This window comes from Nostoc sp. CCY 9925 (assembly GCF_963920935.1).
Lineage (GTDB): Bacteria > Cyanobacteriota > Cyanobacteriia > Cyanobacteriales > Nostocaceae > Nostoc.
The window spans coordinates 18,362-35,809 of sequence record NZ_CAWUDO010000028.1 but is presented as its reverse complement, the minus strand read 5'-3'; the positions used below and the strand labels follow the sequence as shown (position 1 = coordinate 35,809).

General features: G+C 41.7%; 14 protein-coding genes. 9 read left to right on the top strand and 5 right to left on the bottom strand.

Annotation, left to right across the window (positions count from 1 at the left end; all coding sequences use genetic code 11):
- Positions 1–59: 59 nt before the first annotated feature.
- Positions 60–1,046: a glycosyltransferase family 2 protein gene (locus tag ACM0OY_RS16425; protein ID WP_414569912.1), complete on the bottom strand. Its 987-nt coding sequence runs from the start codon at positions 1,044–1,046 to the stop codon at positions 60–62.
- Between the two features lie 255 nt (positions 1,047–1,301).
- A complete protein-coding gene (locus ACM0OY_RS16420; protein WP_414569911.1) occupies positions 1,302–2,006 on the bottom strand; it encodes a TVP38/TMEM64 family protein in 705 nt (234 codons plus the stop codon).
- Between the two features lie 287 nt (positions 2,007–2,293).
- Here ACM0OY_RS16420 and ACM0OY_RS16415 point away from each other — a divergent pair, with 287 nt between their 5' ends.
- A complete protein-coding gene (locus tag ACM0OY_RS16415; protein WP_414569910.1) occupies positions 2,294–2,707 on the top strand; it encodes a VOC family protein in 414 nt (137 codons plus the stop codon).
- A gap of 104 nt (positions 2,708–2,811) precedes the next feature.
- A complete protein-coding gene (ylqF, locus tag ACM0OY_RS16410) occupies positions 2,812–3,693 on the top strand; it encodes a ribosome biogenesis GTPase YlqF (protein ID WP_414569909.1) in 882 nt (293 codons plus the stop codon).
- Positions 3,694–3,723: 30 nt separating this feature from the next.
- Here ylqF and ACM0OY_RS16405 read toward each other — a convergent pair whose 3' ends face one another.
- Positions 3,724–4,350 carry a hypothetical protein gene (locus tag ACM0OY_RS16405; protein ID WP_414569908.1) on the bottom strand — a complete coding sequence of 209 codons (627 nt, stop codon included), beginning with the start codon at positions 4,348–4,350 and terminating at the stop codon, positions 3,724–3,726.
- Between the two features lie 493 nt (positions 4,351–4,843).
- Between ACM0OY_RS16405 and ACM0OY_RS16400 the strand changes: the two genes are divergently transcribed.
- On the top strand, positions 4,844–6,502 hold the full coding sequence (locus ACM0OY_RS16400; protein ID WP_414569907.1) for an adenylate/guanylate cyclase domain-containing protein: 1,659 nt from the start codon (positions 4,844–4,846) through the stop codon (positions 6,500–6,502).
- Positions 6,503–6,774: 272 nt separating this feature from the next.
- Here ACM0OY_RS16400 and ACM0OY_RS16395 read toward each other — a convergent pair whose 3' ends face one another.
- Positions 6,775–7,398, bottom strand: a complete 624-nt coding sequence (locus tag ACM0OY_RS16395; RefSeq protein WP_414569906.1) for a Uma2 family endonuclease — start codon at positions 7,396–7,398, stop codon at positions 6,775–6,777.
- 800 nt (positions 7,399–8,198) lie between these two features.
- Between ACM0OY_RS16395 and ACM0OY_RS16390 the strand changes: the two genes are divergently transcribed.
- From ACM0OY_RS16390 to ACM0OY_RS16365, 6 genes are all read left to right on the top strand, one after another.
- The gene (locus ACM0OY_RS16390; RefSeq protein WP_414569949.1) at positions 8,199–9,566 is read left to right on the top strand and encodes an NAD-dependent succinate-semialdehyde dehydrogenase; all 1,368 of its coding nucleotides are present in this window, start codon (positions 8,199–8,201) and stop codon (positions 9,564–9,566) included.
- 81 nt (positions 9,567–9,647) lie between these two features.
- Entirely contained in the window at positions 9,648–11,291 is a 1,644-nt protein-coding gene (locus ACM0OY_RS16385; protein WP_414569905.1) for an acetolactate synthase large subunit, read from the top strand.
- A 306-nt stretch (positions 11,292–11,597) separates the two neighbouring features.
- Positions 11,598–12,980 carry an ATP-binding protein gene (locus tag ACM0OY_RS16380; protein ID WP_414569904.1) on the top strand — a complete coding sequence of 461 codons (1,383 nt, stop codon included), beginning with the start codon at positions 11,598–11,600 and terminating at the stop codon, positions 12,978–12,980.
- Positions 12,981–12,982: 2 nt separating this feature from the next.
- Positions 12,983–13,204, top strand: coding sequence for a hypothetical protein (locus tag ACM0OY_RS16375; RefSeq protein ID WP_414569903.1), 222 nt, complete (start codon positions 12,983–12,985; stop codon positions 13,202–13,204).
- Complete coding sequence (locus ACM0OY_RS16370; RefSeq protein ID WP_414569902.1) at positions 13,201–13,611, top strand: type II toxin-antitoxin system VapC family toxin; 411 nt, start codon at positions 13,201–13,203, stop codon at positions 13,609–13,611. Before ACM0OY_RS16375 ends, ACM0OY_RS16370 begins: the two co-directional genes overlap by 4 nt.
- 66 nt (positions 13,612–13,677) lie before the next feature.
- Entirely contained in the window at positions 13,678–16,311 is a 2,634-nt protein-coding gene (locus ACM0OY_RS16365) for an AAA family ATPase (RefSeq protein ID WP_414569901.1), read from the top strand.
- Between the two features lie 100 nt (positions 16,312–16,411).
- Here ACM0OY_RS16365 and ACM0OY_RS16360 read toward each other — a convergent pair whose 3' ends face one another.
- Positions 16,412–17,428, bottom strand: coding sequence for a FecCD family ABC transporter permease (locus tag ACM0OY_RS16360; RefSeq protein ID WP_414569900.1), 1,017 nt, complete (start codon positions 17,426–17,428; stop codon positions 16,412–16,414).
- Between the last annotated feature and the right edge of the window lie 20 nt (positions 17,429–17,448).

The window sequence follows — 17,448 nt, the reverse complement described above, 5'->3', positions numbered from 1 at the left end:
TTTAAAAGAGGATTTTTATCTATCAAAAATGATACTTATCGAACATCCTCTTCATTTAGTTATGGACGACAAGAAAGAGATTTTTCATTGATAGATTCAGGCACGAAGCCGTAAAAATCTCGAACCAAATAAAGTGGGCGTCCTTTTACTTCGTCATAAACGCGTCCCAGATATTCACCTATCATTCCCAAACTCATTAGCTGTACTCCTCCTAAAAAAAGTACTGCCACCATTAAAGAAGCATAACCAGGAATATCAATCCCGAATAGCAAAGTCCGAATTACTAAAAAACTGGCGTATGAAAATGAAATTAAGGATATGGTAAGACCAAGGTAGCTCCAAACCTTTAAAGGTATTAAACTAAATGCAGCAATTCCATCAATAGCAAAGTTCCAAAGTTTCCAATAATTCCACTTCGTAGCTCCTTGATAACGTTGAGAGCGATCGTATAATATTGAGGTCTGCTGAAAACCAACCCAAGCAAACAAACCCTTCATAAAACGATTCCGTTCTGGCATTTGTTTGAGAGCATTGACTACACGTCGGTCTAACAAACGAAAATCCCCAGTGTTTGGGGGAATTGGAGTGTGGCTCAACTTAGCTATAGTTTGATAGAAAGCACTAGCAGTGAAACGCTTAGTCCAGGTTTCTCCTTGACGTGAGCGACGAGTTGCATAAACTACGTCATAACCTTCACGCCATTTAGTAATTAGCTGCTCAATTAATTCCGGTGGATCTTGGAGATCCGCATCAATTGGGACTACTGCTGCACCTGTTGTATAATCAATGCCAGCTGTAAGAGCAATTTCTTTGCCAAAATTACGGGATAAGTTAACGACCTTGATTGCAGGGTTACGGTAATGATACTCAACCAAACATCTGAGGGTATTATCTTTACTACCGTCATTCACACAAACAATCTCATATTTCATGTTCAAACGAGCTAAGACTGATACTAATCGTTCAAACAGATAGTCTATATTTGGTTCCTCATTGTACATAGGAACTACTACAGAAAGCTCTACATTATCATTGTTTAAAAGCATGTACAAAACCTCATAATTCGCTTGATACTCAAAGAAACAGATATGAATCAATTCAAAATTCAAAATTCAAAATTAAATACAGCTTCCCACAAGGGGGAGCTAGTCTCGTGGGCGGGTTTACCGACTTGAGAGAACTGGCGTTGGGGTTTCTACGTACCTTGGTAAATAATGATTTTTTCGCGCCACTTGCGGGCGAGGTTTTGCACCTAGCTTTTTTTCATAAATTTAATTATTCTCTGATGAGAAGAATATGGTTTAGTTATCTTGATGATCTGTGTCATTGTTTGATGATTTCAGAACCTCTAGACCCTTTGAGGGAAACGTGCGACGACGACGATACCATGTTGCTGCTGCCACTAGTACTCCTGTTAGTGATAGAGCTAATATCACTGGTAAAAAATCTCCTGTACTAAAAGCCTTTAAACCGTAACTGCCTAACAAGACAAAAGGTAGAACTCCAGGAACTGTGCCCAAGCTTGTACCTAGAACGTAATCTTTAAAGCTCACCGAAGTTAACCCCGCAGTGAAGTTGACTAAACCATAGGGCATAACTGCTACTAACCGAATAGCAAACATATAAAATAATCCTGCTCGGCGCACTTCTGCGTCCATTGCTTGCCATTTTCCGGCTAGTCTTTTGGCTACTGCTTCACGTCCAATAGTCCGGGTAAAAGTAAAAGAAACGATCGCAGCAATAATCGCTGCTAAACTAGTCCAAATAGTTCCTAATACTGGGCCAAAAATTGCACCACCAGTCAAATTAAGTGCTGTTGAGGGCAAAATCATTACAGTTGCTACAACATACACAAGAATATAGATAATTGGTGCCCAGATGCCAGCAGACTTCAGCCAAGCTTGAATTTGTCCTGGGTTAATGCCGCCTAGTAGATACATGACTAAGCCTGTGCCGATGATGCAGACAACTGCGATGAGGAAAATACTGGTTTTAAGATTTAGCATGTCCAAACTTTAGAACTAAAACAATTCATTGAGTAGACTAGCTTTGATGCATCATAAACAATTAATGCGTGTAATACGTGTACTGTACCATCATTTCCACATAGTATTACAATAAAGTTCTTCTCAAGTGGACATCTTAACGGCCTATGCTATGTACACAAAAAGTTCAAAGAGTGATAGGTAGAAGCCAGCTATATTAATGGGAGAAGCTAAAAGCTATTTAGAAAAGTGATTTCACTCATTGGGATTTGACATCTAAATTATATCCACTTACGTATTAGATAAATATGGTTTTTCTGTGTATTGATGCATTTGTTACCATAGCATCGATTAATTGTGAAAATTTAGTGAGTTTCTATACAAAATTCCTCAAACAAAAGCCAGTTACTTTGATTCCGAATGTCTATGCTGAGTTTCATTTGCCTAGTATGCGATTGGGCATTTTTAAACCAAAGGACACCAATGAATCGGAATTTGAAGCCATGTCTTTGGACTCGGCGCTTTGTGTCTATGGCAAAAGTAAGATAAGTTTATGTTTAGAGGTGAGTAACTTGGAAGATGCGATCGCCCACTTAACTGCTTTGGGCCATCCCCCACCAGGAAAGATTTCCATCGCTTCCCACGGCAGAGAAATTTATGCTTATGACCCTGATGGGAATCGTTTGATTTTACATGAAGCGGCTACAGTCATTAGTCATTAGTCATTGGTCATTAGTCATTAGTCATTTATCACAAAGGGCAACTGACAAAGGACAACTGACAAAGGACAAAGGACAACTGACAAAGGACAAAGGACAAATAACAAATGGCTATAACTCAAAACTATAAATTAAACCTGATTCAATGGTATCCAGGTCACATTGCCAAAGCTGAAAAGAATCTCAAAGAACAGCTAAAACGCGTAGATGTGGTGTTTGAAGTCCGAGATGCCCGGATTCCTTTAGCGACTCACCATCCCCAAATAGCTGAGTGGGTGGAGGGTAAGACACGGGTGTTGATACTCAACCGAGTAGATATGATTACGCCGCAAATGCGATCGCTATGGGTAGATTGGTTTAAACGTCAAGGAGAAACCCCTTATTTTACCAACGCTCAACATGGTAAAGGTATAGCAGAAGTGGCACGGGCAGCGCAAGCCGCGGGAGTAGAGCTGAATAAAAGAAGAAGCGATCGCGGCATGTTACCCCGTCCAGTGCGGGCTGTAGTGATTGGTTTTCCCAATGTCGGTAAATCCGCTTTGATTAACCGTCTGTTAGGACGGCGAGTAGTAGAAAGTGCAGCCCGTCCTGGAGTAACTCGCCAACTGCGCTGGGTGCGAATTTCAGAACATTTGGAATTGCTAGATGCTCCTGGTGTGATCCCCGTGAGATTAGAAGACCAAGACGCAGCATTGAAATTAGCAATTTGTGATGATATCGGTGAAGCATCTTACGATAATCAGCTAGTAGCAGCCGCCTTAATAGATTTACTGAACTATTTAGAAGCTGTAGCCACAGATTTGTTACCAAAAAAACCGCTAGAGTCCCGTTACCAACTCGATTCCATATCTGAAACCGGAGATGTCTATTTGCACGCCTTGGCAGAGCATCGTTACAAAGGTGATGTTGAGCGAGCTGCAAGGCAACTTTTAACGGATTTTCGCAAGGGATTACTCGGTGAAATAGCTTTAGAATTCCCACCTAATTGAAAAAGATTGCTGAATTCTCAAATTGAGAATTCAGCAATCTTTTAGTGGGGCATTTAAACCCGCCACTAATTGATTCTGACGCCTTGATGCCTTGCTGGGGCGTCTCCGGCTTTGCTGCTGAATTTTGACTTCTGGATTATTCTTCAATTTTTGGAAGTCTTTTAAAGGCAAGACTTCAAATAAAGCGCAAATCTTCACAACAGAACGAGGGTGGTTTTGCCAAACCTGGGGGAGGATAGCTTGAGCAGTTGCAGCATCTGACCAAGTGAATAATCCATATTGATTGACCTTTTGAATTAAGGGCTTTAAATCTCCTTTCCAAGGTCGATAGTTCCACAAAGATGATTTGTCCTCAATATCCAATAAATCGTATCCCAGTAGCTTTAATCTCGGATGATTTTCTGGAATCTTCTGTTTGTTAGCATCTGCAAACAATAGATAATATTGCTGGCTAGACACCGGAATTGGCAGCCAATCGAGCAAGTCCCAAACTTGCTCTAATGAATCTAGACGAAAGTTGTGCGAATAACTAAGGTGCGGATTGCACCAAGAATCAATACTCCGAATTTCATAATGAGCAGGCAATCCAAGATTGTTTGTATACTCTCTATATTCGTTTTCATTAAAAAACCTAATTACTCTTGTACTTAACCACATTATTTGTACTTTCAAGTTATCTAAAAATAAATTCTTAGGAGTTATCTTTTGAAACTTAACATTAACTATGTTTTGCAAGAGAAGGTACGGGTATCTAAAATTTTGGATACCTCAGCTACCACTTTTAAAACATCCTCTAACAAAAAACTGTGTCTATCTCATATATGAAGATACAGCTTATTAACAGCGTAGTAAATTCCTTTTACAAAAGATCCTACTTTTCTTACTTTTCCCACTTTGTTACTGAGATGTAGCGATCGCCAATTTACCAATAGCTATAAACTAGATCTAGCCAGACTTGAACAGGTTTTAGCTGAAGTTGACACTAATTTCTAACTAGGCGTGCCACATCGTATTTATTGTAATATCAGATACACGCAGTTGTCGGAATGCAGTTAACAGTGTCATAAAGAAAAGGTGAAGAGTTAACCTGTAGGGTATAACTTACGCAAAAGTTGCTTGCACCTGTAGCTTCAATGGATCTATCACACTCATGACTGAACTCACCCTACGCCTACAAGAGGGAGATACCGAGACAACGATCGCAGTTGACCAAGATGTATTTACAATTGGTCGTCTGCCAGAATGTAACTTGTACTTACCTTTTGCTGGAGTATCCCGCAACCATGCCCGTATTTTAAAAACGGCTGAAGGTATGTGGACTATTGAAGATCTGGGCAGCAAAAACGGCACGCAAGTAAATAAATATCTTGTAAACTGTCCCCAACAGTTACATCATGGGGATATCGTTTGGCTGGGTAATGTTAGCCTGGTAGTGCTGCTCACAAATCCTGTTTCACAATCGACATTTACACCGGAGTATGCGCCAACTTCGGAAACTAATGAGCAAAGAACAATCCTTCATAACGTCGAACAATTACAACAGCAATGGATTGCAGCTGATAGTGGGGATGGCAACATTAGCAATAAAGATAAAACTATTGCCCGTCTCAAAGACTTAGTTGATATCGCCAAAAATCTCTGCGCGGCGGCATCTATAGAAGAGATTTTTTCCCAGGTGCAACAAGTTGTATTTCGTTATCTTGATAGTATCGATCGCTTGGCATTATTAATTGATGTTAATGGTTGCGGGCAATTAGAGTTAGTAAATGCTGCCACGAGAAATGTTTCCCAACACAAACATCTCCCTGCCGATGGTAGCTGGATTAGTCGTAGTATCTGTCAAAAGGTATTTGAAGAAAAAGTCGTTATTCAAACCGGTGATACTCATCAAGACGAACGGTTTGCTAGCGAACAGAGTATTTTAGTCAAAGGCATTCGTAGTGCGATGGCAGTGCCTTTATGGGATGAAAATAAAGTTGTGGGCGTTCTTTATGCCGATGCCAATCTTTCTTCTTACCATTGGGCAAATGAAGGCGAAGAAGAACTAAGCTTTTTTTCAGCTTTAGCAAACCTTGTGGCTTCTAGCGTCCAGCGTTGGTTGCTGGTAGAGAAACTTAAAACTGAAGAAATGATTCGCCACCGACTAGAACGGTATCATTCTCCAGCGGTGGTGCAGCAGTTGATATCTGTAGGCGCGTCGCCAGATGGTCGTTTAGCCCCATCAGAGAGCGAAATTAGTATTTTATTTGCCGATTTAGTTGGCTTTACAGCAATTTCTGAAAGATTAACACCAACTGCGATCGCTAAATTATTAAATAATTTATTTGAAGAAATGCTCAAAGAAGTATTTACTTGCGGCGGCACTTTAGATAAATATATTGGCGATTGTATTATGGCATTTTTTGGCGCTCCAGAAACGCAACTAGATCACGCCGATCGCGCTGTGGCTGCCGCTAAGGGAATGCTAACTCGTCTCGAACATCTCAATGCTAATAATTTTTGGCAAGAACCCCTACAATTACGCATTGCAATTAATAGTGGTAAAGCCGTCGTGGGAGATGTTGGCAGTTCCCAAAGGGTAGACTATACAGCATTAGGCGCGACAATAAATCTTGCAGCCCGTATGGAAGGAGTTTGTCCTCCGAGTGAATGCGTAATTAGTGAAGCCACTTATGCAATGCTTTCACAACATTCAGATTTCCAAGAAATGGGAGATTATCGCTTCAAAGGTATTGATAGATTAGTGAAAGTTTATCAAACAAAATTGCAGCCAGTATCAACAAGTATTAATCCAATCATTCATCTTTAGCTTGGGAATTATCGGGAATAGGGAATAGGGAAAAATCACTAATTATTAATTACGTTAGGGACATCCAAATAAAAAATATCTAACTATTTATTGTGGGGTGGGCGTGACGCCCGCCCAGAGAAGAATCTTCCAAAAAATGGGATAAGTTGGATTTTTGGGAGTGCAGCCGCTTTCTGGATTCTATTAATAATTACTACAGCAATAGTACCAAAGCTATTATTTAGCTGATCCTACTTAATTTTGAGATGAAGTTGAATAGCTTTATGCTCAATTTAGCTGACCGTGCCAGCGAGAAAAATTTGCTCTGCCGTCAAATTCAACTCTGGAAAAATTGCTGACTGAATCCGATCATCTCCTCGAAATTTACTAACGCGATACTCACCTTCTTCTAAACAGCAAACAGAAATAGTCGGTTGTTTGGGCTTGCCAATAAATTCTCTACCCCCCAATGCTGCATAATCGACAATCCAATATTCAGGAATTCCCATCTCCTCATAGTCAGCGTATTTTTTTAAATAATCATCACGCCAATTAGTACTCACTACCTCAATTACTAAAGAAATACATGCGGCTTGAGTAACAGTTGATTGTTTTTTCCACAGAGGTTCGTTAACTAAATTAGGCAGATTTAGGACTAGCACATCTGGCGAATAAGCTGATTCGTTCTCAATTGGTTTAACTAATACTGTTTTTGGTATACCATAGGGCAAATTAAGGCGACTATATTCTAAAGTGATTTTTGTAGATAAAAATACAACAATTTCTTCATGGTCCCCTGTTGGTTGGGGCATTTCAACTACTACTCCATCATATAGTTCGTAACGTTTTCCTGTGTTATCTGGGTATTTAGCAACGAATTCATCGAATGTAACTACTTTGGGTAAGGCTTGAGTCATGGCTGAATTCCTCGAATTCTAAATTATGACTTATTATTATATTGGCATATTTTATCAAACAGAATAAAGGCGTCAGTCGTCAGAATTCAGTTGGGTATTTTGTGCGACTGGCGGATGAATAATCGGGTTTAAAACCCCCACCAAATCTACAATTTGGTGGTCTTCAAGACGCGACGCTCGAGTACTCGCTAACGCTACGCTATCAGTGGCGGGTCTGAATCCCCCACTGATTGATTCTGAATTCTGAATTCTGTATTCTTCTTCAATCCCAAAATATTTGCCTTATTTGGTCACATCCGACTTTTCACTAAATCTGGAAAATTTCACACTAGACTATCGATGAAATATAGGAATCATATTTGATTTGGTGAAAAATCTAAGTATTTGTAGGGTGGAATGGTACTTACTTAACCAAGATTTAGATCCCCGACTTCTTCAAGAAGTCGGGGATCTGGGCAGCTACTTTTGCTTAAGTAACGGACCATTAAGCTTTGGTGCGTTACGCTGTCGAAGGCAGCACCCTACGTATCTATCTCTGAAATAGAACGATCGCCAAAATAGCAAATGCGATCGCCAATGTTCATTCGTCGTATTTCTATTCCAGTTTCTTCTTCAATTAATTTTTAAGTATAAATACACGATTAAATTGTATATATTACTTCAAGTTTAATTGCGAAACTGTAATATGTAGCAACCATTTCTTAACTAAAAGACTAGAATTTGGGTGGTGGCTTCCAGAATAGATCTGTGTAACACTAGGAAGCCAACAGTCAAGCTATTTGTTAACGGGAGGTCAGGTAATGGCGATCGCCACGATTAATCCCGCCACTGGGGAAACTATTCAAACTTTTGAGCCACTCAAGGATGCAGAAATTAACGCTAAACTCGATTTGGCGAATCAGGCTTTTGAACACTATCGCCAGACGAGTTTTTCCCAGAGATCGCACTGGTTACAAAAAGCTGCCGATATTTTAGAGCAAGACAAAGCAGAATTTGCTAAGTTGATGACTCTAGAAATGGGTAAGCCTTTGAAAGCTGCCATCGGCGAAGTCGAAAAATGCGCCGTCGTCTGTCGCTACTACGCCGAACACGCCCCTGGTTTCTTGGCTGATGTTTCTGTAAAAACCGATGCCAGTCATAGTTTTGTTCGCTACCAACCATTAGGTGCAATTCTGGCAGTGATGCCGTGGAATTTCCCCTTTTGGCAAGTTTTCCGCTTTGCCGCACCGGCCTTGATGGCGGGAAACGTTGGCTTACTCAAACATGCTTCCAATGTGCCGCAGTGCGCCTTGGCAATTGAAGAAATTATTCGTCGGGCAGGTTTTCCTGAAGGTGCATTTCAAACTTTATTGATTGGGGCTGCCAAAGTCGCCGACTTAATGGCAGATGACCGAATCAAAGCTGCCACCTTAACAGGAAGCGAACCAGCAGGCATATCCCTCGCCGTCGCTGCCGGCAAACAAATTAAAAAAACTGTTTTGGAATTGGGAGGAAGCGACCCGTTTATTGTGTTAGCAAGTGCTGATTTAGAAGCAGCAGTTGTCACAGCAACTACAGCGCGGATGTTGAATAACGGGCAATCATGTATTGCAGCAAAACGTTTTATTGTCGCAGAGGCGATCGCTGACAAATTTGAAAAATTGTTGTTAGATAAATTCCAGGCGCTGAAAGTGGGCGATCCCATGCAACCAGACACCGATATAGGACCACTGGCAACTCCTGGTATTCTCCAGGATTTAGACCAACAAGTGCAAACTGCTACCCAAAGCGGTGGGAAAGTCCTCATCGGTGGTCATCCGTTATCAGATCGTCCAGGGAACTTTTATCCGCCAACCATTATCATAGATATCCCGCCCGACACACCAATTGCAAAAGAAGAATTCTTTGGCCCAGTAGCTTTATTATTCCGGGTTCCAGATATCGATGCTGCCATTAAACTCGCTAATGATAGCCCTTTTGGCTTAGGTGCAAGTGCTTGGACAACCAACGATCGAGAACGCGATCGCTTAGTTGAAGAAATCGAAGCTGGTGCCGTATTTATCAACGGTATGGTCAAATCCGATCCCCGATTGCCCTTTGGTGGTATTAAGCGTTCTGGATATGGCAGAGAATTGAGTGTCCAAGGTATACATGAGTTTGTCAACGTTAAAACCGTGTGGGTGAAGTGATTAGTCATTAGTCATTAGTTAAAGAACAAATGACAAAGAACAAATGACTAAAGTCTTATTTATCAATAGTCAGGAAATAAAATGAATACAGCAGAATTATTGGTGCAGTGCCTAGAAAACGAAGGAGTGCAATATATTTTTGGACTCCCTGGTGAAGAAAACCTGCATGTTTTGGAAGCGCTAAAACATTCTTCCATTAAATTTATTACAACTCGTCATGAACAAGGTGCAGCATTCATGGCGGATGTTTATGGACGGCTAACCGGAAAAGCCGGAGTATGTCTTTCTACTCTTGGCCCTGGGGCCACAAACTTGATGACTGGGGTAGCAGATGCTAACCTCGATGGTGCGCCCTTAGTGGCGATTACCGGTCAAGTGGGAACAGATAGAATGCACATTGAATCCCATCAATATTTAGATTTGGTGGCGATGTTTGCACCTGTTACTAAATGGAATAAGCAAATTGTTCGACCGAGTATTACACCAGAAGTAGTAAGAAAAGCATTTAAGCGATCGCAATCTGAAAAACCTGGTGCAGTTCACATCGATTTGCCAGAAAATATTGCTGCCATGCCCGTAGAAGGCAAACCTTTGCGTAAAGATAATAGCGAAAAAACCTATGCATCTTTTGCTAGTATTCGGGCAGCAGCAGCCGCAATTTGCCAAGCAGTTAACCCATTAATATTAGTAGGGAATGGAGCAATTCGCGCTCATGCGAGTGATGCAGTCACACAATTTGCCACATTGCTGAATATACCTGTTGCTAATACCTTCATGGGTAAAGGTGTAATTCCCTACACACATCAATTAGCCTTGTGGTCAGTGGGATTGCAGCAAAGAGACTTTATTACATGTGGATTTGATAATACAGATTTAGTAATTGCGATCGGCTATGATTTGATAGAATTTTCTCCCAAAAAATGGAATCGTGACGGCAAAATCCCAGTTGTGCATATAGGCTTAAATCCAGCAGAAATTGATAGTAGTTATATTCCTGATGCCGAAGTCGTGGGAGACATTTCTGATTCCCTCTATGAAATCTTAAAATTAGCAGACCGCCAAGGTAAACCCGATCCCTTTGCCATTAGTTTACGAACAGATATTCGCGCTGATTACGAACAGTACGCCCATGATGATGGATTTCCCATTAAACCGCAAAAGTTAATTTATGACTTACGGCAAGTAATGGGGCCAGATGATATCGTCATCTCTGATGTTGGTGCACACAAAATGTGGATGGCACGTCATTATCATTGTCATAGTCCCAATACTTGTATTATTTCCAATGGCTTTGCCGCTATGGGTATTGCGATTCCTGGTGCCTTAGCAGCAAAACTCGTTCATCCCAAACGCAAAATTGTTGCTGTAACAGGTGATGGTGGTTTTATGATGAATTCTCAGGAATTAGAAACCGCCTTGCGTGTCGGTACACCATTTGTCACCATTATTTTTAATGACGGCGGCTATGGCTTAATTGAGTGGAAACAAGAAAATCAATTTGGTAAAGGAAACTCATCTTTTGTGCATTTTGGTAATCCGGATTTTGTCAAATTAGCCGAAAGCATGGGTTTAAAAGGTTACCGAGTTGAATCTGCTTTAGATTTAATTCCCACTTTAAAAGAAGCCCTCGCCCAAGATGTACCCGCAGTCATAGATTGTCCTGTAGACTATCGGGAGAATCACCGCTTTAGCCAAAAAGCCGGCGAATTGAGTTGTGCGTTGTAAAAAGTAGAGACGCAATTAACCGCCTCTGTACAAGAGTTAGGAGTTATTTATTCCTAACTCCTTATTAATTTATTTTCCTTCTTCGCGTCCTTCTCTAACGATACGCTACGCGAATGCGTCCTTTGCGGTTCGTAAAAAAAACACAAAACTCAGAGGTTCATTCACCAAGAGTTAGAATAAATAACTTCTAATTCATCATTTATTTTTCCTCCTAAATTTCTAGAGTGCAAAAGGTTATCACTGAACAGCAAGGCTATTTAGCTAGTATAAAAACCTGATATACTCACAGCAGATTCTCCATGAGAAATGATGGCGCGATCGCTTCGAGTAGCCCCAGAGTATATTAATCAAGTCAAGTCAGCACTTGGGCGCAATGGCTATCCCAGCCAGCAGTCCTTAGCTACTCACATCGAGCTTTCTGTATCCATAGTCAAAAGCTTTCTCACTGGCAAACCTGTTGACTATCTGAATTTCGTAGAACTTAGCCAGGAATTGGGGCTAGACTGGCGAGAAATTGCATACAAAGAACCAGAACCTCAATCACCTCGAACCTTAAGTACAGAACAACAATTTAGATTAGAGGAAAAACGAGACGGACTTCAACAGGCGTGGAATATCCAGCATGAAAAAGTCAAACGGATAAGGCAAGGGCTGGTAATTGAGGATGGGACAACAAATCAGTTTAAACTAGAACAGCAGTTCAAACAAGAAGAAGCTAAATTAGTAAGTCTGGAAGCTGAACTTAATCAAATTGAAGCAGCATTGCAATTAGCTTTACAAATCCAAATATCAGAAAATAAAGTTCAAATTTCTCCACTTCAACCTCAGCCAACTAATGGCGAAGCATCACCCTTCATCACAGGTGCACCCATCACGCAACCTCGTCACTTTTTTGGGCGCGAAAAAGAATTAAAACGCCTCTTCAACTTACTCAAACGCCATCCCCTACAAAACGCCGCCATTATCGGCAAAAAGCGCAGCGGTAAAACATCCCTGCTGCACTACCTCAAAAATATCACCACCACCCCAGCACAACAGTTGCGTCCTAAGCAAAAATCTGACTGGTTACCGCATCCAGAGAATTACCATTGGATTTTTGTAGACTTACAAGACGCACGAATGCAAAGCCGAGAAGGTTTACTAAAATACATCCTAGAATCACTGAAACTGCAACTGCCAACACCTTGCGATTTAGATCATTTCATGGATGTAGTCAGCGATAATTTGCATTCTCCCACAGTCATCTTATTGGATGAAATTGGCGTTGGCTTGCAACGCTGTCCAGAATTAGATGATGGCTTTTGGGAAAGTTTGCGGTCTTTGGCGACTAACCACACAGGCGGAAATCTGGCGTTTATCTTAGCTACCCCCGAATCACCAATAGAAATAGCACACGACACAGGACACGGTTCACCCTTTTTCAATATTTTCGCCTATACCGCAAATCTGGGAGCATTGACTCAGACAGAAGCGCGGGAATTAATAGCTAGTTCGCCCATTCCCTTCAGTGATGAAGATGTAGAGTGGATTTTGACAGAAAGTTACTGCTGGCCACTGTTGTTACAAATTCTGTGTAGAGAAAAATTATTTAACTTAGAAGAAGAGGAGAATAATGATAATTGGCGTGAGGAAGGATTAAAACAAATCAAATCATTTACTCATTTATTAGATTCAGAACTAGCGGAGTAACTATGAAAGCACACCGAATTGAAACAACATTAACTGAAGACGGAACCTTGATTCTTGAAGATTTACCATTTCAGGCAGGTGAAGCCGTTGAAATTATCATTCTAGAAACTCAGACTCGTCCCCAAGAAGCGAATTTGTATCCTTTGCGTGGCAAACAACCGTACCGTTATGACGATCCTTTTGAACCTGCCGTGCCTTTGGAAGATTGGGAAGTCTTGCAATGATTATACTGGATACCCATATATGGGTTTGGTGGGTTCAAGGTGATGCAAGACTTACCAAACAACATCAGAACTGGCTGCAACAATATGAATCCCAAGGGTTAGGAATCAGCATCATGTCTTGTTGGGAAGTTGCCAAATTGGTAGAGATTAGCAAGCTAACTCTACCGTATCCGATTGAGGAGTGGTTAACAGAAGCTTTAGCTTATCCAGGAGTGCAGCTACTCGAACTAACAATTCCAATTATCGTTGAATCAACTAACCTCACAGGTTTTCACCGAGATCCATTTGACCAAGTTATTGTAGCCACTGCCAGAATTTACAACTCTCCGTTACTAACTGCTGACGCCAAAATTCTGGCATATCCTGGGTGCAAACTCTCAGAAATTGAAAGAAAAGTATCTCTATAAAACCCTTATAAAAACACGATTTTTTACCTTTTTCTCGCATTTCTTCATTTCCCACACAGGCAAACTATGCCACTGCCACATATACCCAGCAACACCTACACCAATGCACCTGAACAGCACCCCAATTTGATACTAGGTAGCTTGCAAATCCTATTCTGGCTTTTCTTCCGTCCTACAGCTTTACGTAACTACTTAAAACAAATTTTTGACGCCTTAGAAATCGACATAAACAGAACTAGTTGCTTGCTGTTAAGACTGAGGATACAGGTATATCTAGTCTTGCCTTTCCTAGTTAATTTAACACTTGGCTTGACTTTGTGCAGATTAGAACAGCAGTCAGTGGAAAATATTCCGCTTTGGGTGGCGTGGGGTGTGGCGTGGTCTGTATGGTTGCACATGGGGTTGATCCTAATGGCATTAAGAATGATGTTGTTGCAATTAGAATGGTTCGTGTCCTCGGTGTTAGTAGTGGGCATAACATTGAGCGTAATGTTTGGAGTGAGTTGGGGCTTCATGTGGAGCGTGTTAGTAGTTGTCCTGCCCTTAGGCACATTAGCTTTTTTCGGAAGGTTCTCTTGGAGCTGGTTTTTTGGCGTCGTAGCGTTCAGCCTAGTGTTAGGCATAGTGTTGCGTTTTGTGTTTGGTGTACCAGTATTAGTTGTGCCTTCAACTTTTACACTTCTGAGACTGGGATTGACATTGATTGTCTTCTTAATTGTGTTCTTAGGCTTAGGCGCATTTATGGGAAAGCTTAGCTGGGGCATGTTCTTGATGGTAGCCTTCAGCCTAGTGTTAAGTATAATGTTGCTTTTTGTGTTTGGCGTATCAGTATTAGCTTCAGGCTTATCAATATGGGGCTTCGTCTTAGTTGTAATCTTAGGGATTGTAAGCTTAAGCACCGGACTTTTTGGACAGTATAGGTTGAGCCTGCTCTTCAGTGTAGCCTTCTGCGTAATGTTGGCCAATCTACCACTGGGCTTAGGTTTGGGCTTGCCAATGTGGGGCATAGGAGTCACTATAAACCTATGGCGACCTGCAATTTTTTACCCCTTTGTGTTGCTATATAATAGCCTGCTTTATCAACTTGATAAACAACGTAAAGATAATAAAACCTTATTGCGCTGGCATTCAGCCTTTTGGGATGAGTTGCAATACATACCTTTAATTGGCTTAGACAAGCACCTAATCTTAGTGATAGAGCGTAACCCTGTTGAGGGACAAGCAGCCGTTAATTACTTAAATGACAGCCGCCAACGCTGGGCTACTAAAGCTGCACAAATTGAATTGGATATACGAAAATTAGAACGCTGTGCTGATATGGAAGCTATCCGTAACGCTCATTCCAGTTTGGCAACTAGCGAACTGGGAAGTCCAGTAAATACTTTGCTAAGTATTTTTAACGGCATCAGTCAGGATGTAAATGCTGCTTTAAATCAGAAAAGTATTAATAACCAGCGTCAAATACTCAATAGTGTTGTAAACCGTTTAAATGCACACTTGCAGGAAATTAATCGCAGCAGCAACGAGTATGCTCCCCGCTTATATCCTATTGCTCAGAATTGGTTTAATATAATCAGCAACTATATAAAAGAACTAATTCAAGCAACTGAACTTTTACAAGAAATTGATAATCCCTACATTATTGGCGTACCCCTAAACGAGCAATTAGAAATCTTTACTGGACGCACTAGCATTGGCTTACGTATCGAGCAACTACTTTTAGACCACCGTCGCCCACCTCTGCTACTATATGGTCAGCGACGTATGGGTAAAACTTCCCTCCTCAACAACATCGGAAAATTACTACCCAATTCCATCATCTCCATGTTTATAGACTTGCAAGGCGCACCTTCATCAGCCAGCGACCATGCAGGTTTTCTCTACAACCTGGCTAGAGATATGGAGAAGTCAGCAAAAAAGCAAGGTGTAACTCTACCGTCCCTAGCCCGCGAAGTACTAAAATCTGACCCCTTCACTTATTTCTATGAATGGCTAGATAAAGTAGAACAGGCTCTAGAACAAAATACCGCCTTACTAGCGCTAGATGAATTCGAGGTGCTAGACAACGCCATAGCTAAAGGTCGCTTTGATGAACAGGATATTTTGGGAATGCTGCGTCACCTCATCCAACATCGTCCCCGCTTCAAGGTGTTACTGGCTGGCTCCCATACTATTGAAGAATATCAGCGCTGGGCTAGTTATCTTATTAATGTCCAAGTTGTGCATATATCCTACCTCAAAGAAGCGGAAGCACGACAATTAATTGAACGTCCTGTCAAAGATTTTACGCTGCGCTATGAACCCAATGCCGTTGAGCGAGTACTGCAACTCACCCGCTGTCACCCATTCTTAGTACAGCTACTCTGCGCGGAAATTATTGTCCTCAAAAACGAGCAAGACCCCTCTATCCGGCGATTTGCAACCTTAGCCGACGTGGAAGCAGCAATACCAGAAGCTTTGCAAAGTGGGGGCTTTTTCTTCGCTGATATTCAAAACAACCAAGTAGACACCACTGGACAAGCTATTCTACGTTTTATCGCCGCTCAAGGGGAAGGGGTTATAGTCAGCCGCGAAAGTTTATTACAACAGTTTCCTGATGCTGATATTACACTTAACTTGCTGTTGCAACGTGAGTTAATTGAGGAAGTTGAGGACAGCTATAGCTTCCAGGTGGAGTTAATTCGTCGTTGGTTTGCCTGATTTCATCCTTTATGTGTGTCCAGTTGAAGACTTAGAGGGCTGACGATTGCTTCACTTCGTTCGCAATGACATTTTATATTTAATTTCGCCCAGCTGCTTATCAGAATTTATTAAACCCAGCAGAACGACGATAAAGTAACCAGATAAATAGCGGTGAACCCAGCAAGGCGGTGACGGAACCTACTGGTAGTTCTACTGCTCCTAATCTAGAGAGTAAATCTGCAAAGGTGAGTAACCATGCACCTGCAAGGGCGGAAAGTGGCAAAACAAAGCGGTGATCTGTACCAACTAGCAGCCGGACAGCGTGAGGAACAACAAGGCCGACAAATCCAATTAAGCCGCTGATGCTGACTGCACCTGCGGCTAATAATGTGGCGACACCACCAATTAATAAGCGCGATCGCGTTAATGAAAGTCCCAATCCCACAGCCAAATCATCACCCAAAGCCAACACGTTTACCGATCGCGCCAGCAAGCATCCTCCCACCAATGCAACGATGATGTAAGGACTAGCAGTAGAAATTTCTTGCCAACCCCGTCCGTTGAGGCTACCAACTAACCAACTCAGCGCAATTTGAATTTGACCGTCTTCAGCTAAAAGCAGCAAGGTACTTTGCACAGCACCAAATAAGGAACTGATGGCCACGCCGCCTAAAATCAACCGCTCAACGGAAATTCCTGACCCCGCACGACCCAGTAAAATTACGATCGCTGAAGTCAAGATTGCACCTATCCAAGCGGCTAGAGGAATGGCGATCGGGAATATTTGCCAGACAATCATCAAAATTACAATTAATCCTGCACCCGCAGAAATTCCGAGAATAAAAGGATCGGCAAGACTATTGCGTAACATTCCTTGCAGCAGAGCTCCTGACATACCCAAAGCTGCGCCTACGATCATAGCCGCACAAATACGCGGCAGACGCAAATCCCAGAGAATTGTCTGTTTAACCGGATCGCCTTCCCGCAGAATGGCTTGCCAAAACTCAGACATACTCAAAGGTACTGCTCCTTGGGAAAGCGATAGCGCTAGCGTGACCACTAGTCCTACACCAAAGAGTAAAACAGCCCAAAATACGCGGTATTCACTGAAAATTGTCTGAAATAGTCTTTTCATAACGGGGAGATGGGGAGATG